Raw genomic sequence first — 19,156 nt, 5'->3', positions numbered from 1 at the left:
GTGTCGCTTGCCAGAAATATCGATCTCTTGAGACGCCTGCCGAAGGTGGATGGTCTGCGCTTTGCCGACTTCGGCCGCAGCGCGGATGCGCCCGGTCCATTGCAAGAGGTTGCGGACTTCGGTGACAATCCCGGCAATCTTCGCATGTTTGCGTTCGCGCCGGCGCAGTTGCAGATGCCGCGCGCGCTCGTCGTCGTGCTGCATGGCTGCGGACAGACCGCAGCGGCTTACGATCTCGGCGCGGGCTGGTCGACGCTCGCACGGCACTACGGCTTCGCGCTGCTGATGCCCGAGCAGCAGCGCGCCAACAACGGCAACACCTGCTTCAACTGGTTCAATCCGGAAGACACTGCGCGCGACAGCGGCGAGGCGCGCTCGATCCGCGAGATGATCGCGCATATGGTCAAGACGCACCGCATCGATCCCAGGCGCGTCTTCATCACCGGCCTCTCCGCCGGCGGCGGCATGACGTCCGTGATGCTCGCGACCTATCCGGAAGTCTTCGCGGCCGGCGCGGTGATCGCAGGCCTGCCCTATGGCATCGCCTCGAATTTGCGCGAGGCGCTGGACGGCATGTTCCATTCGCCGGCGCGTCCCGCGCGCGAGCTCGGCGATCTCGTGCGCAACGCTTCCGATTATCGCGGCCCCTGGCCGAAGATGTCGGTGTGGCACGGCAGTGCCGACCGCACCGTCAATCCCGGCAATGCCAACGAGATCGTCAAGCAGTGGCTCGACCTGCACGACCTGCCTGACGTGCCGATGGCCGAGACCAATGTCGACGGCTATCCGCGCCAGGCCTGGTGGAACAAGGACGGCGAGACGCTGGTCGAGTCCTACGCCATCACCGACATGGCGCACGGCACGCCGCTCGGGCTAGCCGACAACGACCAGCGCTATGGCGTCGAAGGCGCGTTCCTGATCGAGGCCGGCATCTCCTCGTCCTACCACATCGCAAAGTTCTTCGGCCTGACCGGCTGGATTCCGGACGCGGCGAAGAAGAAGGCGGAGGCAAAGCCTGGAGCGCCGAAGCCGGCGCTGACGCCAGCGCCGCATCTGGCCCGCTCGATCCGCGACGCGGTCGCCGAACCGCCGGCTGAGCCGAAGCGCGAGGACGCCCGCGGCTTCGACCTCGGCCAGATCATCACGCGCGCGCTCACCGCCGCGGGGTTGATGAAGTAGCTCAGCCCTCACGCGTCGTCCCGGATCTGCGCTTACGCTTGTCCGGGATGACAGCTCTGTTTGTGGCGACGCCGCTGCATCGCTGAATAGAGCTTACATCTCGCCGGTGATGAACGGATTGGTCATCCGCTCCTGGCCGATGCTCGAGCCGGCGCCATGGCCGCAAATGAAGCCGACATCGTCGCCGAGCGGCAACAGCTTGGTCTTGATCGAGCTGATCAGCGTGGCGTGACTGCCGCCGGGCAGGTCGGTGCGGCCGACGGAGCCTGCGAACAGGACGTCGCCGACATGGGCAAAACGTAATTCCTTGTTGAAGAACGCCACGCTGCCGGGCGAATGGCCGGGGCAGTGCAGAATGTCGAACTGCAAGCCGCCGATCGACACGGTGTCGCCCTCCTCTAACCAGCGGTTCGGTGCGAAGTTGCGCACCCCGGTCATGCCGAAGCGCGCGCCGCTCTCCACCACATTGTCGAGCAGGAACTTGTCGGCTTGATGCGGTCCCTCGATCGGCACCTTCAGCGCATCGCGCAATTCCGCGGCGCCGCCGACATGGTCGATATGGCCGTGGGTCAGCCAGATCTTCTCCACGGTGACGCCGGTCTGCTTGATCGCCTCCAAAATCTTCGGCACGTCCCCGCCGGGGTCGATCACCACGGCCTTCTTGCCGGGTTCGTCCCAGATGATGGTGCAGTTCTGCTCGAACAGCGTCACGGGGACGATGATCGCGCCGGCCTTGGCTTGCGAGGACTCTTGCGAGGATCCTTGGGTATCATTTTGCTCGGTCATGGCGCCACAATGCCGATTTTTGCCATGCCGCCAAGCAAAAGATTCGTGGCCCGGCCCCGGAACAGCCGCCTCGGCCGTCACACGGCCGTCCCAATTGGCCTGCTGGTTTGAACCGGGGCGTTGCTTCCGCGTTCTCTCGCGCGAGGCGGATTTTCGGGTGGGTTCTCCGACATGGCACAGGGCGAGGTGAATTGGTGGCGCGACGGCATCTTCTACCAGGTCTATCCGCGCTCGTTTCAGGACAGCGACGGTGACGGCGTCGGCGATCTCGCCGGCATCTTGCGGCGGCTGCCTTATGTGAAGTCGCTCGGCGTCGACGCGATCTGGCTGTCGCCGATCTTCCCCTCGCCGATGGCCGATTTCGGCTACGACATTTCCGACCATACCGGCATCGATCCGCTGTTCGGCACGATGGCGGATTTCGACGCGCTGCTCACGGCCGCGCATGAGCATGGTCTCAAGCTGATCCTCGACCTCGTGCCCAACCACACCTCGGACCAGCATCCCTGGTTTGTCGAGAGCCGGTCCTCGCGCGACAATCCCAAGCGCGACTGGTACGTCTGGCGCGATCCGGCGCCCGATGGCGGCGTGCCGAACAACTGGCTGTCCGAGTTCGGCGGCAGCGCGTGGCAGTTCGACGAGACGACGGGTCAATATTACTATCACGCCTTCCTCGCCCAGCAGCCGGACCTCAACTGGCGCAACCCGGACGTCCGCGCGGCGATCTACGACGCGATGCGGTTCTGGCTGGACAAGGGCGTCGACGGCTTTCGCGTCGACGTGATCTGGCACCTGATCAAGGACGCCGAATTCCGCGACAATCCGCCCAATCCTCACTACGTCGAGGGCCGTCCGCCGAACGAGAAGATACTCACGCAATATTCCACCGACCAGCCGGAGGTGCACGACGTCATCGCCGAGATGCGCCGCGTCACCGATGCCTATCGCGCCCGCGTGCTGATCGGCGAGATCTATCTGCCGCTGCACCGGCTGATGGCCTATTACGGCAACGACCTCACCGGCGCGCAGATGCCGTTCAACTTCGCGCTGCTCTCGACGTTCTGGAGCGCGCGCTCGATCGAGACGATCATCGACGACTACGAGAAGGCGCTGCCGAAAGGCGCCTGGCCGAACTGGGTGCTTGGCAATCACGACCGCCCGCGCGTCGCCAGCCGCGTCGGGCCCGAGCAGGCCCGCGTCGCCGCCATGCTGCTGCTGACGCTGCGCGGCACGCCGACGCTCTATTACGGCGACGAGATCGGCATGCATCAGCTCGCGATCGCGCCCGAGGATGTGCGCGATCCCTTCGAGAAGAACGTGCCCGGCATCGGCGTCGGCCGCGACGGTTGCCGCACGCCGATGCAGTGGGATTCCTCGAACTTCGCCGACTTCTCGAACGTCAGGCCGTGGCTGCCGCTGCCTGAGGATCATATCCACGAAAATGTCGTCAATCTCGAAGCCGACACGCGCTCGATCCTCAGCCTGTACAGGCGGCTCATCGTGCTGCGAAAGAGCAGCCCGCCCCTGGTGGCCGGCAACTATCATCCGATCGCGGCGCAGGGCGATCTCCTGATCTACCGCCGCGAGGCCGAGGGCAGGGCGGTGATCGTGGCCCTCAATCTCGGCCCCGACCCGATCGCCGTCACCACCAGCGCGATCCGCTTCGGCAGCGAGATCCTGCTGTCGACGTTCCTGGATCGTGAGGGTGAGCGGCTGGAAGGGGTGCTGGATCTGCGCGGCAATGAGGGCGTGATCGTCGCGCCGCCCTAAAAAGTAGGGCGAGGCGATAGCGTCATTCTCCAACGTCGTCCTGGACAAGCGAAGCGCAGATCCAGGACCCATTACCACAGGACGCAGTGTGGCGGAGGCTGGTGGTTATCAGCTCACGCGCCAACGACCTCTTGGGGTAATGGGTCCTGGCTTTCGCCAGGACGACGGCGGAGTGTGTGGATGCACCTACCCCGGATGCTTGTTACCCGCAGTATCCTCATCGATATCGCTCCGCTTCAGTAAATAATCCAACCCGCCGACCCGATACCAGCGATAGCCATACGGCTCCAGGACGACGCGGTGCTGGGCGCTTGTCGGCGTGGCTGTGGTCTTCCGCGAGCAGATTGATCAGGTGCGCGCCGGCATCATCAGGCAGCCCCGTCGAGAACGCGATCTCGCGTGGCTTCTCATCGAGATTGTGCACGAACAGCACCGAATTGTTGCGCCAGTCATAGCGCATGATGAAGACAGCCGGATCACGCGTCGCAATGATCGCGAAATTGCCCCAGCCGATCTCCGGCACCTCCTTGCGCATGCGGACGATGCGTTCGGTCCAGTTCAGCATGGAATTGGCATCGCGCCGCTGCTTGGCGACGTTGACGTGCGGAAAGCCATAAGGGCCCTTGTCGATGACGGGACAGGCCGGCTTGTCGTTCTTGGTGAAGCCGCCATGCGGCTCGGTCGACCATTGCATCGGCGTGCGCGCGCAATTGCGCTCCGGCAATGAGAGATCGTCGCCCATCCCGATCTCGTCGCCATAGCGGATCACGGGCGTTCCCGGCAGCGTGCACATCAGGCTGTAGGCAAGCTCGAGCCGCCTGCGGTCGCCGCCGAGCATTGGCGCGAGGCGGCGGCGGATGCCGCGGTCGTAGAGCTGCATGTCCTTGTCGGGGCCGAAGCTCTTGAACACGGTGTCGCGCTGTGCCGGGGTCAAGCGCCCGAGATCGAGCTCGTCGTGATTGCGCAGGAACAGGCCCCATTGCGCCGAGGCCGGCCGCGGCTTGGTCGCCTTCAGCGCCTTTGCCAGCGGTCGCGAGTCGGCCGACGCCAGCGCATAGAACAGATGCTGGTTGACGTGGAAGTTGAACATCATGTGCATGCGGTCGGCATCGCGGCCGAAATATTCCATGTCGGTTTCCGGCAGCACATTGGCTTCGGCGAGGATTATGGCGTCACCCTGGCGCCATTGCAGGAATTCGCGGAACGCGCGCAGCATGTCGTATTGCTCGACCGGCTTCTTCACCTTGGCGCCCTTGGTCGCAATCACGAAGGGCACGGCGTCCATGCGGAATCCGGAGACGCCGAGCTGGATCCAGAAGCCCATGATCTTCAAAATCTCGGCCTGCACGTGCGGGTTCGAGGTGTTGAGGTCGGGTTGAAAATCGTAGAAGCGATGAAAATACCAGGCGCCGGCGTCCTTGTCGCGCGTCCAGGTCGATTTCTGCACGCCGGGAAACACCATGCCCTTGTTGGCATTGGCGGGCTTCGTGTCGGACCAGACGTACCAGTCGCGATAGGGCGAGTTCTTGTCGCGCCAGGTGGCGCGCCCCGGAATGACGGGTGGAATGGAATCGGCTATCCTCACCCCATGGACAGCAGCGCCCGCAACATCGCCCTCGTGCCGCCGCCGGACCGCCGCCAATCCGAGACGGCGCTGGCGATCGCGCGCGGCACGGCGCGGCTGCTGCGCTCGCTCGGATTTTCCTGCATCAGCGAACTGCCGCTACCGTCGGGCCGGCGCGCCGATCTGGTGGCGCTGAACGAGCGCGGCGAGATCTGGATCGTCGAGATCAAGTCGTCGTCGAGGATCTGCGCGCAGATCAGAAATGGCACGAATACCGCGCCCATTGCGACCGGCTGTTCTTCGCCTTCACGCAGGACCTGCCGTGCGAGATCTTTCCGCAAGACACCGGCCTCATCATCGCCGACGCCTATGGCGCGCATCTGCATTGCGAGGCGCCCGAGCACAAGATCGCGGCCGCCACGCGCAAGCAGATGACGGTGCGTTTTGCGATGGCGGCGGCTTTGCGGATCAACCGGCTGGTCGATCCGCAGGGGCACGCGGATTTCTGGGAATGAGTCCGTAGGATGGGTAGAGCGAAGCGAAACCCATCACTTTCGGTCAGGTAAGCAAGGCGGTCAGGTAAGCAAGGAAGGTGGGTTTCGCTTCGCTCTACCCACCCTACGAAGCTGTTACCGCGGCGCGCGCTTGGCCAAAATGCGCTGCAACGTCCGGCGGTGCATGTTGAGCCGCCGCGCCGTTTCCGAGACGTTGCGGTTGCACATCTCGTAGATGCGCTGGATGTGTTCCCAGCGGACGCGATCGGCGGACATCGGGTTGGTCGGCAGCTCGGATTTCTCTGCGCTGGTCGACAGCAGCGCGGCGACGACGTCGTCGGCATCGGCCGGCTTGGAGAGATAATCGATCGCGCCCATCTTCACCGCGGTCACCGCGGTGGCGATGTTGCCATAGCCGGTCAGCACGATCGCGCGCGCATCCGGGCGCTTCTTCTTCAGCGCCGAGACCACGTCGAGGCCGTTGCCGTCCCCGAGGCGCAAATCAACCACGGCGAATGCCGGCGCCGCCTTGCCGATCTGTGCCAGGCCGTCCGAGACGGTGTCGCACGATGTCACCGCAAAGCCGCGCGTCTCCATCGCGCGCGACAAGCGCTCCAGAAACGGCTTGTCGTCCTCCACGATGAGAAGCGAGCGGTCGGTCTGTTCGTTCAGTTCGGCGATGGCGTTCAAGGTTTCGTCCTCTCTCTGCACATCCACATATGGCGTCGCAAACGGGCGGCGCCAAGGCCGCCAATAGTCGATCAGCCGGCCTGTGCGACGCAAGGTCGCGGCCTATCCTATTGTTTCTTCAAGCGTCTCGATAGCCTCAAAACGCTGTCGCGGCCACGTTATCTGGACCACCGCGCCGTGTTCCGGAAAGATCCGGTTGGTAAACGAGACCTTGGCGCCGGTGCGTTCGAGCAGGGTGCGCGCGATGAACACGCCAAGCCCGAGGCCGCGCCGTTCGCCGCCGGCGTCATCCTGGGTGCGCCGCCGCGACAGATAAGGCTCGCCGATCCGGTTAAGGATATCGGGCGGAATGCCGGGGCCGTCGTCGGAGATCAGGAGCTCGATCGTGTCCTTGTTCCACCAGGCGTTCACCTCGACGGTGGTGTGGGCGAAATCGACTGCGTTCTCGACGATGTTGCCGACGCCGTAGAGGATCGCCGGGTTGCGCGAGCCGACCGGCTCGGCGAAGGCGGCCACCGCGATCCGCACCTTGATGTCGACGCCGAAATCGCGGTGCGGGGCCACCACCTCCTCGATCAGCTCCGACAGCTTCATGCGGTCGAACGGCGCGCCGGTGGAGGAGAGCTGGGTGATCTTGCTGAGGATGTCGCGGCAACGCTGGGTCTGCTCGCGCAGGGTTTTCAAATCGGCGGCAAAGATCGGGTCCTTCACCGTCTTTTCCAGCTCGCGCGAGATCAGGAAGATCGTCGCGAGCGGCGTGCCGAGCTCGTGCGCGGCCGCGGCGGCGAGGCCGTCGAGCTGGGTCAGATGCTGCTCGCGCGTCAGCACCAGCTCGGTCGCGGCGAGCGCATCCGCAAGCTTGCGCGCCTCCTCGGTGACCTGGAACGAGTAAAGGCTGGTGACGCCGATCGCGAGCACGATCGAGAGCCAGACGCCGACGAGATAGATCGGCGGCAGCACCAGCGGATCGTCGGAATCCCAGGGCAGCGGCAGGTGGAAGAAGAACAGGACCGAGGCGCAGGCGACGGCCAGCACGCCAAGCCCGAAGGTGAAGCGGGCCGGCAGCGCGGTTGCCGAGATCAGCACCGGTGCCAGGAACAGGAACGAGAACGGGTTCTGGAGCCCGCCGGTGAAGAACAACAGGCCGGCCAGCTCCACGATGTTCAGCGCAAGCAGTCCGGCCGCCTGCATCGGCTCCAGCCGCTGCAGCGGATTGGACACGGTCTGGAGCGCCAGATTGAGCGAGGCCGACAGGGCGATGATGCTGACGCAGGGGACGATCTCGACGTTGAACTCCAGCCCCTGCGCCACGATGAAGATCGCGGCGAGCTGGCCGAGCACCGCGAGCCAGCGCAGCCGCAGGATGGTGTCCAGGCGGATATGCCGCTGCGCGGGGCGAAAGTCGGAAGCGGCAATTTCGGTCATGTCGGCCAATGTGGCGGTGCCTTCTGGTCACGAACGCGCGGCTGGTGGAACCACCCGGATTACAAGCCTTGCGCTGTCAGCTGCAATAGCAGAAGAACGGCTCAGCATGACCGGGAACGACAAAGCTTCAAGTCCGCCGACTGTCGCGGAGCGCAGCTCCTCTGCGGCAATTGCGGTCGATCACCTCGTCAAGGTCTACAAGCAGACCCGCGCCGTCGACGATATCTCCTTTTCGCTGCCGCGCGGCAGCATCACCGGGCTCCTGGGCGGCAACGGCGCCGGCAAGACCACGACCATCGCGATGATCATGGGCCTGGTGCTGCCGACCTCCGGCCGCGTGCAGGTGCTCGGGCATAAGATGCCCGAGGAGAGCGCTTCCGTGCTGGGGCGGATGAATTTCGAAAGCCCCTATGTCGACATGCCGATGCGGCTCACGGTGCGGCAGAACCTCACCATCTTCGGCAAGCTCTATGCGGTGAAGAATCTCGCGGGCCGCATCGCCAGGCTCGCCGACGATCTCGACCTCACCGAATTCATCGACCGTGCCAACGGCAAGCTCTCCGCCGGCCAGAAGACCCGCGTCGCGCTGGCGAAAGCGCTGATCAACCAGCCCGAGCTGCTGCTCCTGGACGAGCCGACCGCCTCGCTCGACCCTGACACCGCCGATTGGGTGCGAGGCCATCTGGAGCGCTATCGCAAGGAGAACAACGCCACCATCCTCCTGGCCTCGCACAACATGCTCGAGGTCGAGCGTCTGTGCGACCGCGTCATCATCATGAAGCGCGGCCGCATCGAGGATGACGACACGCCGGAGGCCATCATGGCCCGCTACAACCGCACCACGCTGGAGGAGGTGTTCCTGGACGTCGCGCGCGGCCGGGTGAACGGCGAGAAGGAGGCGGCGCGATGAGGGAGTCCCGATTTTTCGGTCCTAGCCCGGATGGATCCCGTCATCCCGGGGCGCATCATAGCTCGCGCTCTGCGCGCCCCGGAATGACGAAGCTTCATCCGGGCTGCACGGTGCCGCGATGACTGACATCACCCTCCATCGCGGCATCTCCATGCAGCGCATCGGCGCGATGATCCTGCGCTACTGGTACCTGTTGATGTCGTCCTGGCCGCGGCTGCTCGAGCTGCTCTACTGGCCTGCGCTCCAAGTCATCACCTGGGGCTTCCTGCAGCTCTACATCGCGCAAAACGCCAATTTCTTCGCGCGCGCCGGCGGCACGCTGATCGGCGCCGTCATCCTCTGGGACATCCTGTTCCGCGGCCAGCTCGGCTTCTCCATCTCCTTCCTGGAGGAGATGTGGGCGCGCAACCTCGGCAACCTCATGATGAGCCCCCTGAAGCCGATCGAGTTTCTGCTGTCGCTGATGATCATGAGCCTGATCCGGCTCGCGATCGGCGTGATCCCGATGACGCTGCTCGCGCTGTTTTTGTTTCACTTCAACGTTTACGCCCTCGGCCTGCCGCTGATCGCGTTCTTCTGCAATCTGATCTTCACCAGCTGGTCGGTCGGCATCTTCGTGTCAGGACTCGTGCTGCGAAACGGTCTCGGCGCCGAGAGCATCGTCTGGACCCTGATGTTCGCGATCATGCCGCTCGCCTGCATCTACTATCCGGTCAGCGTGCTGCCGGGCTGGCTGCAAGTTGTCGCCTGGACGCTGCCGCCGACCTACGTTTTCGAGGGGATGCGGGCGCTCTTGATCGAGAACACCTTCCGCACCGACCTGATGCTGGAGGCGCTGGCCATCAATTTAGGGCTGCTTGTTGCATCTTTTGGGGCATTCCTTGCCCTTTTGCGCAGCGCCAGGAAGAACGGCTCGCTGCTGTCCGCCGGCGAATAGTTTCACTTTCCCGTGGATTCAGGCTGATTTAACCGTCTTTGCCACGTAGATGTACGGGGACGGTGCATTGACGCAATATTACGCATTCGGCAGTATGCTGCGATGCGAAGAGGGATATAGCGATGCCTATTGGTGAGTTTGGCGGCGCGCCGCCCCTGGCTGCAGAAGGCAGTCCGGTCCTGACGACGCCGATGTACTGGATGTACGAGATGGCCCACGCCTCTCTCAATCCGGCACGTGCGGTCACCGACGCGACCAAGTTCCTGTTTCAGAATCCCCTCAATCCCTGGGCGCGCACCGAGGTCGGCAAGTCGGTCGCCGCGGCCTGCGAATTGTTCGAGCGCACCACGCGCCGCTACGGCAAGCCGGAATGGGGCCTCAACGACACCGAGGTCAACGGCATCCGCGTCCCCGTCGAGATCCGTTCGGTCTGGGAAAAGCCGTTCTGCCGGCTGCTCTACTTCGATCGCAAGTTCACCCGTCCGCTGCGCAGCCCGCAGCCGCGCGTGCTGATCGTGGCCCCGATGTCCGGCCACTATGCGACGCTGCTGCGCGGCACGGTCGAGGCGTTGCTGCCCGCGCATGATGTCTACATCACCGACTGGGCCGATGCCCGCATGGTGCCCCTCAGCGACGGCCGCTTCGATCTCGACGACTACATCGACTACATCATCGAGATGTTGCACGTCCTCGGCGGCAACACCCATGTCATGGCGGTGTGCCAGCCCTCGGTGCCCGTTGTCGCCGCCGTTTCGATCATGGAAGCGCAGCGCGATCCGTTCGTGCCGACCTCGATGACCCTGATGGGCGGCCCGATCGACACCCGCCGCAATCCGACCGCGGTGAACAACCTGGCCCAGGAGCGCGGCATCGACTGGTTCCGCAACCACGTCATCACCAAGGTGCCGTTCCCGCATCCGGGCATGATGCGCGACGTCTATCCGGGATTTTTGCAGCTCAACGGCTTCATCAGCATGAATCTCGACCGGCACATGGATGCCCACAAGCAGCTTTTCGCCCATCTGGTGAAGGGCGACGGCGATCTCGTCGACAAGCATCGTGAGTTCTATGACGAATATCTCGCGGTGATGGACCTCTCCGCCGAGTATTACCTGCAGACCGTCGACACCGTGTTCGTGAAGCACGCGCTGCCGAAGGGCGAGATGACCCATCGTGGAACCCGCGTCGATCCCTCCAAGGTCAAGCGTGTGGCGTTGATGACGGTCGAAGGCGAGAACGACGACATCTCCGGTCTGGGTCAGACCGAAGCAACGCACACATTGTGCCGCTCGATCCCCGATCATCGCCGCGTTCATTACGTCCAGAAGGGCGTCGGCCATTACGGCGTGTTCAACGGCTCGCGTTTCAAGTCGGAAATCGTGCCGAGGATTCACGACTTCATGGTCTCCGCTGCGAATCCGAGCTCGTTGCAGGCTCTCGCGGCCGAATAGAGCGTTTTCGAGCGAAGCGGGACCGGTCCGCGCAAAGAAAACGCGTCAGAAGTGGAATCGAGAGCCATCTCCGTTCGATCACATCGGAGCGGACCTCGCTCTCGACGCGTTTTTCGGCTTTCCCGTCGAAAATTCGGGTGCTGCCGGAGGTTCCGACAGGGCTTGGTTCCCTCCAGATTCGCGGTATTTAGGTAGCTTTATAGGAGTGAGTCAGCCCTCACCCCTTGGGGGTGTCGCATGCGTCCGGAGGGGGCGAACAAAGCGGGTTCCAACCCCAGTCTGTAGGGTCTCCCGGACGCCAGACCCCTGTATATTGGGCAAATGATTTGTTTTTGCGCCGAGCGCTTTCCCTGGCGGCGGTTATGGCAGAATCCGGGCGAACTCCTGCTCCCCGGACTGACAGACATGGCCACTCGCGCTCTCCTCTATCGGCGGCCCCACGAGCCAAAAACCCTCGTCATCACCCATGGATCGCAGTTTTTTGCGATTCGGCTGCGCAGGCACAGGCGTGCGCGCCGCTACACGCTCAGAATTCATCCGAGCGATCGCGAAGCCATCCTCACCATGCCGCCGCGCGGCACGCTCGCCGAAGCAAAAGACTTCGCGCAGCGTCACGGTGCATGGATTGCGGCACGTCTCGGGCGTTTGCCGAAGGCCGCGCCGTTCCAGCCTGGCACAGTGATACCGCTTCGCGGTGTTCCCCATCGCATCGTTCATCGCGCCGGTGCGCGCGGCACGGTGTGGACCGAAGTGCGCGACAGCGGTGAACGCATTCTCTGCGTCGCCGGCGGCGTCGAGCATGCTGACCGCCGCGTCCATGACTTCCTCAAGCGCGAGGCGCGCCACGATCTTCAGCGTTCGGCCGAAGCCTATGCCGCCGAGCTCGGTGTCAGGGTCAAGCGGCTGTCGATCCGCGACCAATCCAGCCGCTGGGGCTCCTGCACCTCGGCCGGCTCGCTGTCGTTCTCCTGGCGCCTGATCCTCGCGCCGCCCTTCGTGCTCGACTATCTCGCCGCCCACGAGGTCGCCCATCTCGTCGAGATGAACCACTCGGCGCGGTTCTGGCGCGTGTGCGGCAAGGTCTGCCCCTCGATGGAGCGCGCCAAGAAGTGGCTCGACACGTGCGGGAACGACCTGCACCGGTACGGGGTCGAGGATTAGCGTCCGCTGCTAACCAAATTGGAGCTGTCATCGCCCGCGAAAGCGGGCGATCTAGGGTCCAGACTCAATTGAGCCAATATGCGACGAGAGCGGCGAGATGAACAGCGGCCAAAAAATTACGGGCGAGCTTGTCATATCGCGTGGCGATGCGCCGGAAGTCCTTGAGCCTGCAAAAGCAGCGTTCGATGACATTTCGTCCTTTGTAGGCGCGTTTGTTGAAGCGATGGATGACGACACGGTTAGATTTATTGGGGATTACGGGCTTGGCGCCACGACGAATGATTTCGCCGCGAAGCTTGTCGCCATCATACCCTTTGTCGGCGAGGAGCACGCTCATGGGTGGCGCGAGCGCCAGGACATCGGGAGCCGCAGCGATATCGGCATCCTGGCCTGGAGTCAGATGCAGGACGACCGGCCGGCAGAGCGGATCGCTCAGCGCATGGATTTTTGTCGTGCGGCCTCCGCGCGAGCGGCCGATTGCTTGATTGTGCTCCCCCCTTTTCCGCCGGAGGCACACCGGTGAGCTTTAATCGAGGTCGAGTCGAGCGACAGTACGACGCCGTCTTCGCCAGGCTTGGCCAGCGCTTCGAAGATTGCGCACCATCGTCCTCGCTTGGCCCAGCGATTGAAGCGATTGTAGATCGTCGTGTAAGGGCCGTATTCACGTGGACAATCACGCCATCGTGCACCCGATTGCAGCATGTGAATGATGCCGCTGACGATGCGTCGGTCGTCGTCCCGATCCGGCCCCGTCAGTCCCCTCGGCAGATGCGGTTCGATACGCGCCCATTGCCTGTCGTTCAGCCAAAACAAACCAGCGCGCATTCTCTCGCCCCCGAATCAACACGTAGGCAAGAGAATCACGTGGCGCTATTTAGGTACAGACCCTAGTATTCCGAGGCGGTTGTTACTGAATCGAGAGGCCGCAGCGTACTGGATTGCCCGCTTTCGCGGGCAATGACGGCGGAGAGTGGGGCGACGTCAGCGCCTTGCGCTACGGCTTTTGATTTGCCCGACGTATCAATGACCTCGCACAATCCACCGCGCATCGCGCCAGCGATCACCGGCTACTGTGCATGGGGTTGTTTTCGCAGTTTTTGTTTTGAGGCCCCAAAGGCCTCAAGCCGAACCTATCGATTCCCGCCAAACAGCCGGTCCATCAACCAGCCATCCAGCCCCGCCGCCGCTTCCGGCCGCGCATTGGCGCGCGTCGGTGGCGGGCGATAGCCGCCATTGCTCGCCGGTGCCGGCCCGGGCGCGGCCGCTGTTGGCGGCGATACCTGCGATGCCGCCTGCGCGAGGTTCGACAGGCCCCAGCTCGCTTGCGAGTTCGGCAAGTTCGCGACCGGCACGCCCTCGTGCGCGGTGCGCATGAAGCGCGACCAGACTTCGACCGGCAGGCCGCCGCCGGTCGCCTTCTTGGTCGGCGCGTTGTCGTCATTGCCGAGCCAGACGCCGGTGACGAGGTTGGCGGTGTAGCCGATGAACCAGGCGTCACGGTAATCCTGGCTGGTGCCGGTCTTGCCGGCCGCCGGCCAGCCGGGGATCTCCGCCTTCTTGGCGGTGCCTGATATCAGCGTTTCCCGCATCATTGAATTCATCATGCCGACATAGCGCGGGTCGATCACCTGGTTGCGCTCGTCGGGCTGGCGCATGTAGAGCAGCTTGCCACTGAGCGTCCTGATCCGCGTGACGACATGCGGCGTCACCACGAAGCCGCCATTGGCGAAGGGCGCATAGGCGCCGACCAGCTCGACGACCGAGACTTCGGAGGTGCCGAGCGCGATCGAGGCATTGGGCTCGAGCTTCGAGGAGATGCCGAGCCGGTGCGCAGTGCGCACCACGTTCTTGGGCCCGACCTCGAGACCGAGGCGGATCGCGACCGTGTTGAGCGACATCGCCAGCGCCTGGGTCAGCGTCACCGCGCCGAAATATTCATGGGTGTAGTTCTCAGGTCTCCAGCCCTTGACCTCGATCGGCGCGTCCTGGCGCACGGTGTCGGGCGTCAGGCCCTGCTCGAGCGCGGTCAGGTACACGAACGGCTTGAACGAGGAGCCCGGCTGGCGCTTGGCGGTCACCGCGCGGTTGTACTGGCTCTCGGAATAGTTCCGCCCGCCGACCATGGCGCGCACGGCGCCGTCGGGCGTCATCGCCACCAGCGCGCCCTGGCTGACATTGAACTTCACGCTCTTGGCCGCGAGTTCGTCGATGATGGCGGCTTCCGCCTCGCCCTGCAGCTTCGGATCGATCGTGGTCTCGACCTTGATGCTCTCGTCGATCTGGCCGACGAGGTCGTCCAGCACCTCGCCGATCCAGTCGGCGACGTAATTGACCGTGCCGGCGCCGACCGGCTTCACGTTGTAGGAGGGATGGCCGATCGAGGCCTGCGCCTGCGCTTCGGTGATGAACCTTGCATCCGCCATCGCCGTGAGCACGATTTGCGCGCGCGCTTCCGCGCCTTCCGGGTTGCGGTTCGGCGCAAGCCGCGAGGGCGATTTGACCAGGCCGGCCAGCATCGCGGCTTCTGCGATGGTCACGTTCTTCGCCGACTTGCCGAAATAGCGCTGCGCGGCGGCCTCGACGCCATAGGCGCCGGAGCCGAAATAGACGCGGTTGAGATAGAGCTCCAGGATCTCGTCCTTGGAATGCTTGCGCTCCAGCCAGATCGCGAGCTCCGCCTCCTGCAGCTTGCGCTGCATGGTGCGCTCCTGGGTCAGGAACAGGTTTTTCGCGAGCTGCTGCGTCAGCGTCGAGCCGCCCTGCGACACGCCGCGATGGAGCACGTTGGTGACGAGGGCGCGCAGGATGCCGACGGGATCGATGCCGAAATGCGAATAGAAGCGGCGGTCCTCGATGGCGATGAAGGCCTTGGGCAGGTATGGCGGCAGATCCTTCAGCGCGACATTGGCGCCGGCCATCTCGCCGCGTTGCGCCAGCATGCTGCCGTCCATGCCGACGATCTGGATCGTCGGCGGACGCTTGGGAATTTCCAGCGACTGGATCGGCGGCAGATGGGCGCCGACATAGATCACGACGCCGATCACGGCGATGGCACCCCACAGGCCCACCACCGCGCCCCAATAGACCAGGCGGCCAAGGCTGGCGCCGATACGCGACTTCGACCGGCGCTTGGCGGACGATTTCGCTGACTTCTTCGGCTTGTCCTCGCCGCCCGGGACGCGGTCGGCCGCAGTCAGGCGCAGGTCGGCGAGCGCCGCGGGCAAGCCGAACAGCGGCTCCTTCCGCCCACCCTTTTTCTTTCCCCACGCCATACGCAAAACGCCCGGTCAGCCCGCCCCGCCGCACGCTAGCGGTCGCTGTTTAAGGCCCGGTTACCCAGGCGTTAACGCGCGATTAGGAGGTGCGGCATTCGTCCGCCGCAGTTCCGCTGATCGGACGGCGAAGCTAGGATCGCCGCCACAAAACAAGAGGGAACACACGAGGGAGTACCTATGGGCCACATCGATCCGACCAAGGAGATTTTCGCGCAATTCCGGGACAACGATCGCCCGGGCCCGATCCACATGCTCAACTTGGTGCGGCTGCGCAAAGACGCCGCCTACCCGGACGGCCGCAAGGCGAGCGGCGCGGAGGCCTATGCGGCCTATGGCCGCGAGAGCGGCCCGGTGTTCGAACGCCTCGGCGGGCGCATCGTCTGGCAGGGCAGGTTCGAGCTGATGCTGATCGGCCCGCAGGAGGAACGCTGGGACCATTGCTTCATCGCCGAATACCCAAGCGTCGCCGCCTTCGTCGAGATGATCCGCGATCCCGTCTATCGCGAGGCGGTGAAGCACCGCCAGGCCGCCGTGGAGGATTCGCGGCTGATCCGGCACGCGGTGCTGCCGGTGGGGAAGAATTTTGGCGAGGTGCCGACTTGAGAGCCGCGGAGCGACACTCTCTCTGCCGTCACGGCCGGGCTTGACCCAGCCATCCACGCCTTCTTGTTCAGTCATTCCGGGGCGGCTCGAAGAGCCGAACCCGGAATCTCGAGATTCCGGGTTCGATGCTGTCGCATCGCCCCGGAATGACAGCGGAGGAAACTAACCCGCCGGCCCTGCATCCTCCAGGATCGGGCCGAACAACTCCCAGCGCTCGCCGTTGAACTTCATCATCTGAAGCTGCTTGTTGACGCGGTAGTCGGTCGGCGAGGTGTTGGCCTTGATGCCCGGCAGCGCGATGTCGCCGGTCACGTCCTTCAGCGACGCCGCCTGCTTCATGACGTTCTCGCGCGTCAGGTTGTCGCCGCACTGCTGGAGCACATGGGCCAGAAGCTGCGCGGTGCCGTAGCCGTAGGTGTTGAAGTTCGAGTCCTTGTCGCCGTCCGGGTAGTATTTCGCCATGAAGTCGAGATACCGCTTCATGCCGGCATCGTCCTTCCAGGTCGGATCGAGCGGGTCCTTGCCGTAGTTGACGCTGATGACGCCCTTGGCGGCATCGAGCCCCGCCGGCTTCATCACCGCGCCGACCGAGGTCGCGTTGATGTCGACGATCTGCACCGGATGCCAGCCGAGCTCGGCGATCTTCTTGATCGCCTGCGCCGCCTGCTTCGGCGTGGTCGCACTGAAGAACAAATCGGCGCCGGCATCCTTGATCTTGAGGATCTGCGAATCGACGGTCGGGTCGGACACCTCGTAGGACGCCTCCGTCACGATCATCTTGGCGGCCTTGTCGCCGAGGCCGGCCTTGATGCCGTTCAGATAGTCCTTGCCGAGGTCGTCGTTCTGATAGAGCACGCCGATCTTGGCGTTCGGATGCTCCCTCAGGATGTATTGGCCATAGATGCGGCCTTCGACGAAATAGTTCGGATTGTAGCCCATGGTCCACGGGAAGTTCTTGGGGTCCGTGAACTTCGAGGCGCCGGTGGCCGCGAACAGCTGCGGCACTTTCTTGGAGTTGAGATATTTCTGCACGGCCGCGTTCGACGGCGTGCCGATGATCTGGAAGGTGAGCAGCACCTCGTCTCTCTCGACGAGCTTGCGGACCTGCTCCACCGCTTTCGGCGGCGAATAGGCATCGTCGTATTGAATCAGATTGATCTTGCGGCCGTTGATGCCGCCATGGTCGTTGATCATCTTGAAGTAAGCGGCCTGGGTCTTGCCGATCGACGCATAGGCCGACGCTGGCCCCGAGAACGGCACGGTCTGGCCGACCTTGATCTCGGTGTCGCTGGCGCCCGGATCATATTTTTTCTGGGCATTGGCCGCAGAGATCGACAGCGCCAGGGTCAGCGCCGTTGCCGTGGCCAGATGCAGCATTCCATTCCTCATTCGCAATTTCCTCAGCTTGTTATTGCCGATGATCTGCCGGACGCACTGTTGCGCGCCCGGCGCCATCGCTGCCGGGGAGTGTGGAGGAGGCGTTGCTGCAACGCAAGGCGGGGATGTGCCCGCAGTTCGTAGGGTGGGCTGCGGTTCGCCAACCCACCCTGTGACGTCTCCGAGTCGCTAGCCCGACGGACCGTTGTCCTCGATGATCGGTCCGAACAGCTCCCAGCGCTCGCCGTTGAACTTCATCATCTGCATCTGCTTGTTGACGCGGTAGTCGTTCGGCCCGGTGTTGATCTTGATGCCGGGCAGCGCGAAGCTCGGGGTGAAGTCCTTGATGTTGGCGACCTGCTTCATGACGTTCTCACGCGTGAGGTCGTCGCCGCATTGCTTCAGGACCTGCACCAGCAGCTCGGCCACCGAATAGGCATAGGTGTTGACGGTGTTGAGCTTGTCGCCTTCCGGGAAGTACTTGTCCATGAAGGCGAAGAAGGCCTTCACGCCCGGATCGTCCTTCCACTGCGGATCGCTGGGTTCCTTGCCATACTGGGTCGAGATGATGCCCTTGGAGATCTCGAGGCCGGCCGGCTTCAGCGTCGCCGAGATCGGGCTCGCATTGATGTCGAGGATGTGCACCGGCGTCCAGCCGAGGTCGGCGAGCTTCTTGATGGCCTGCGCGGCGAATTTCGGCGTCGAGGCGTCATAGAACAGGTCGACGCCCATCGACTTCAGCTTGACCACCTGCGAATCCACGGTCGGATCGGTGACCTCGTAGGACACTTCGCCGACGATCATGCTGGCGGCCTTGTCGCCGAGGCCGCTCTTGAGTCCCGCGAGGTAGTCGCGGCCCATGTCGTCGTTCTGGTAGAGCACGCCGATCTTGGCGTTCGGATGCTCCTTGAGGATGTACTTGGCGTAGATGCGCCCCTCGGACACATAGTTCGGATTGTAGGCAATGGTCCAGGGATAGTTCTGCGGATCGTTGAAACGCGCCGCGCCGGTCGAGGCCAGCAGCTGTGGCACCTTCTTTCCATTGAGATATTTCTGCACGGCGGCGTTGGCCGCGGTGCCGATGAGCTGGAAGGTGAAGAGCACCTCGTCGCCTTCGACCAGCTTGCGGACCTGCTCGACGGTCTTCGGCGGCGAATAGGCGTCGTCATACTGGATCAGGTTGATCTTGCGGCCGTTGATGCCGCCCTGATCGTTGATCATCTTGAAGTAGGCGGCCTGGGTCTTGCCGATATTGGCATAGACCGAGTAGGCGCCGGAGAACGGCACGGTCTGGCCGATCTTGATCTCGGTGTCGCTCGCACCGGTGTCATATTTCTTCTGTGCGAGGGCTTGGCTGGCGGAGACCGCGAAGGCGAGCGCCGCCGTGGCAGCCATGAAGACTCTGCGATTGCTCATGTTGGGTTGTTCCTCCTGACGGAATTTTCGGCCGATGGTCTTTTTCCGTTGGTTGCAACGGTCGCCATCGCTGCCGAAGAGTGTGGAGGAACGTTCGCCGCCGCGCAAGGATCGCGGC

At 63.8% G+C, this 19,156-nt stretch carries 14 protein-coding genes and 2 pseudogenes; 8 read left to right on the top strand and 8 right to left on the bottom strand.

The window, feature by feature from the left end:
- Complete coding sequence (locus ACFLEY_RS46040; protein ID WP_028172592.1) at positions 1–1,179, top strand: PHB depolymerase family esterase; 1,179 nt, start codon at positions 1–3, stop codon at positions 1,177–1,179.
- Positions 1,180–1,272: 93 nt separating this feature from the next.
- On the opposite strand, the gene ACFLEY_RS46035 is transcribed toward ACFLEY_RS46040, so the two are convergent.
- Complete coding sequence (locus ACFLEY_RS46035) at positions 1,273–1,965, bottom strand: MBL fold metallo-hydrolase (protein ID WP_011083722.1); 693 nt, start codon at positions 1,963–1,965, stop codon at positions 1,273–1,275.
- 171 nt (positions 1,966–2,136) lie between these two features.
- On the opposite strand from ACFLEY_RS46035, the gene ACFLEY_RS46030 reads away from it, so the two are divergent.
- On the top strand, positions 2,137–3,735 hold the full coding sequence (locus ACFLEY_RS46030) for an alpha-amylase family glycosyl hydrolase (RefSeq protein WP_060909494.1): 1,599 nt from the start codon (positions 2,137–2,139) through the stop codon (positions 3,733–3,735).
- Positions 3,736–3,921: 186 nt separating this feature from the next.
- Here ACFLEY_RS46030 and ACFLEY_RS46025 read toward each other — a convergent pair.
- Positions 3,922–5,269 (bottom strand): annotated as a pseudogene (locus tag ACFLEY_RS46025) (alpha-amylase family glycosyl hydrolase); the annotation flags it as partial.
- 54 nt (positions 5,270–5,323) lie between these two features.
- Here ACFLEY_RS46025 and ACFLEY_RS46020 point away from each other — a divergent pair.
- Positions 5,324–5,814, top strand: a pseudogene (locus tag ACFLEY_RS46020) (MmcB family DNA repair protein).
- Positions 5,815–5,928: 114 nt separating this feature from the next.
- Here ACFLEY_RS46020 and ACFLEY_RS46015 read toward each other — a convergent pair.
- Both ACFLEY_RS46015 and ACFLEY_RS46010 read right to left on the bottom strand, forming a co-directional pair.
- The gene (locus ACFLEY_RS46015; RefSeq protein WP_008141807.1) at positions 5,929–6,483 is read right to left on the bottom strand and encodes an ActR/PrrA/RegA family redox response regulator transcription factor; all 555 of its coding nucleotides are present in this window, start codon (positions 6,481–6,483) and stop codon (positions 5,929–5,931) included.
- 102 nt (positions 6,484–6,585) lie between these two features.
- Entirely contained in the window at positions 6,586–7,908 is a 1,323-nt protein-coding gene (locus ACFLEY_RS46010) for an ActS/PrrB/RegB family redox-sensitive histidine kinase (protein ID WP_060909492.1), read from the bottom strand.
- Positions 7,909–8,014: 106 nt separating this feature from the next.
- Between ACFLEY_RS46010 and ACFLEY_RS46005 the strand changes: the two genes are divergently transcribed.
- The 4 genes from ACFLEY_RS46005 to ACFLEY_RS45990 all read left to right on the top strand — a co-directional run bounded on the left by ACFLEY_RS46005 (position 8,015) and on the right by ACFLEY_RS45990 (position 12,367).
- On the top strand, positions 8,015–8,818 hold the full coding sequence (locus ACFLEY_RS46005) for an ABC transporter ATP-binding protein (RefSeq protein ID WP_060909491.1): 804 nt from the start codon (positions 8,015–8,017) through the stop codon (positions 8,816–8,818).
- Positions 8,819–8,936: 118 nt separating this feature from the next.
- A complete protein-coding gene (locus ACFLEY_RS46000; protein WP_060909490.1) occupies positions 8,937–9,755 on the top strand; it encodes an ABC transporter permease in 819 nt (272 codons plus the stop codon).
- 122 nt (positions 9,756–9,877) lie between these two features.
- A complete protein-coding gene (locus ACFLEY_RS45995; protein WP_028172598.1) occupies positions 9,878–11,206 on the top strand; it encodes a polyhydroxyalkanoate depolymerase in 1,329 nt (442 codons plus the stop codon).
- Positions 11,207–11,527: 321 nt separating this feature from the next.
- Positions 11,528–12,367, top strand: a complete 840-nt coding sequence (locus ACFLEY_RS45990) for a M48 family metallopeptidase (RefSeq protein WP_011083731.1) — start codon at positions 11,528–11,530, stop codon at positions 12,365–12,367.
- A gap of 64 nt (positions 12,368–12,431) precedes the next feature.
- Here the strand turns inward: ACFLEY_RS45990 and ACFLEY_RS45985 are convergent.
- Positions 12,432–13,192, bottom strand: a protein-coding gene (locus ACFLEY_RS45985) for an IS5 family transposase (protein WP_110115998.1) whose coding sequence is annotated in 2 segments (ribosomal slippage) — positions 12,432–12,853 and positions 12,853–13,192 — 762 coding nt in all. Because the reading frame shifts where the segments join, the coding sequence is not laid out codon by codon here.
- Positions 13,193–13,497: 305 nt separating this feature from the next.
- Positions 13,498–15,639 carry a transglycosylase domain-containing protein gene (locus tag ACFLEY_RS45980; protein WP_060909489.1) on the bottom strand — a complete coding sequence of 714 codons (2,142 nt, stop codon included), beginning with the start codon at positions 15,637–15,639 and terminating at the stop codon, positions 13,498–13,500.
- A 180-nt stretch (positions 15,640–15,819) separates the two neighbouring features.
- On the opposite strand from ACFLEY_RS45980, the gene ACFLEY_RS45975 reads away from it, so the two are divergent.
- The gene (locus tag ACFLEY_RS45975; protein ID WP_060909488.1) at positions 15,820–16,245 is read left to right on the top strand and encodes a DUF1330 domain-containing protein; all 426 of its coding nucleotides are present in this window, start codon (positions 15,820–15,822) and stop codon (positions 16,243–16,245) included.
- Between the two features lie 162 nt (positions 16,246–16,407).
- Here the strand turns inward: ACFLEY_RS45975 and ACFLEY_RS45970 are convergent, their stop codons facing one another.
- The gene (locus ACFLEY_RS45970; RefSeq protein WP_060912792.1) at positions 16,408–17,634 is read right to left on the bottom strand and encodes an ABC transporter substrate-binding protein; all 1,227 of its coding nucleotides are present in this window, start codon (positions 17,632–17,634) and stop codon (positions 16,408–16,410) included.
- Positions 17,635–17,811: 177 nt separating this feature from the next.
- Positions 17,812–19,038 carry an ABC transporter substrate-binding protein gene (locus ACFLEY_RS45965; protein ID WP_060912791.1) on the bottom strand — a complete coding sequence of 409 codons (1,227 nt, stop codon included), beginning with the start codon at positions 19,036–19,038 and terminating at the stop codon, positions 17,812–17,814.
- Positions 19,039–19,156 lie beyond the last annotated feature (118 nt).

The sequence above is a fragment of the Bradyrhizobium sp. YCK136 genome, assembly GCF_044570075.1.
In the GTDB taxonomy this organism is placed as follows: Bacteria; Pseudomonadota; Alphaproteobacteria; order Rhizobiales; family Xanthobacteraceae; genus Bradyrhizobium; species Bradyrhizobium diazoefficiens.
This window is presented reverse-complemented; position numbering and strand designations above follow the sequence as displayed.

Bases quoted from the DNA above. Each gene is read 5' to 3' on its own strand.
- ACFLEY_RS46010 (WP_060909492.1), bottom strand. From the start codon at position 7,908: ATGACCGAAATTGCCGCTTCCGACTTTCGCCCCGCGCAGCGGCATATC.
- ACFLEY_RS45995 (WP_028172598.1), top strand. From the start codon at position 9,878: ATGCCTATTGGTGAGTTTGGCGGCGCGCCGCCCCTGGCTGCAGAAGGC.
- ACFLEY_RS45980 (WP_060909489.1), bottom strand. From the start codon at position 15,639: ATGGCGTGGGGAAAGAAAAAGGGTGGGCGGAAGGAGCCGCTGTTCGGC.
- ACFLEY_RS45975 (WP_060909488.1), top strand. From the start codon at position 15,820: ATGGGCCACATCGATCCGACCAAGGAGATTTTCGCGCAATTCCGGGAC.
- ACFLEY_RS45970 (WP_060912792.1), bottom strand. From the start codon at position 17,634: ATGAGGAATGGAATGCTGCATCTGGCCACGGCAACGGCGCTGACCCTG.
- ACFLEY_RS46035 (WP_011083722.1), bottom strand. From the start codon at position 1,965: ATGACCGAGCAAAATGATACCCAAGGATCCTCGCAAGAGTCCTCGCAA.
- ACFLEY_RS46030 (WP_060909494.1), top strand. From the start codon at position 2,137: ATGGCACAGGGCGAGGTGAATTGGTGGCGCGACGGCATCTTCTACCAG.
- ACFLEY_RS46000 (WP_060909490.1), top strand. From the start codon at position 8,937: ATGACTGACATCACCCTCCATCGCGGCATCTCCATGCAGCGCATCGGC.
- ACFLEY_RS45965 (WP_060912791.1), bottom strand. From the start codon at position 19,038: ATGAGCAATCGCAGAGTCTTCATGGCTGCCACGGCGGCGCTCGCCTTC.
- ACFLEY_RS45990 (WP_011083731.1), top strand. From the start codon at position 11,528: ATGATTTGTTTTTGCGCCGAGCGCTTTCCCTGGCGGCGGTTATGGCAG.
- ACFLEY_RS46005 (WP_060909491.1), top strand. From the start codon at position 8,015: ATGACCGGGAACGACAAAGCTTCAAGTCCGCCGACTGTCGCGGAGCGC.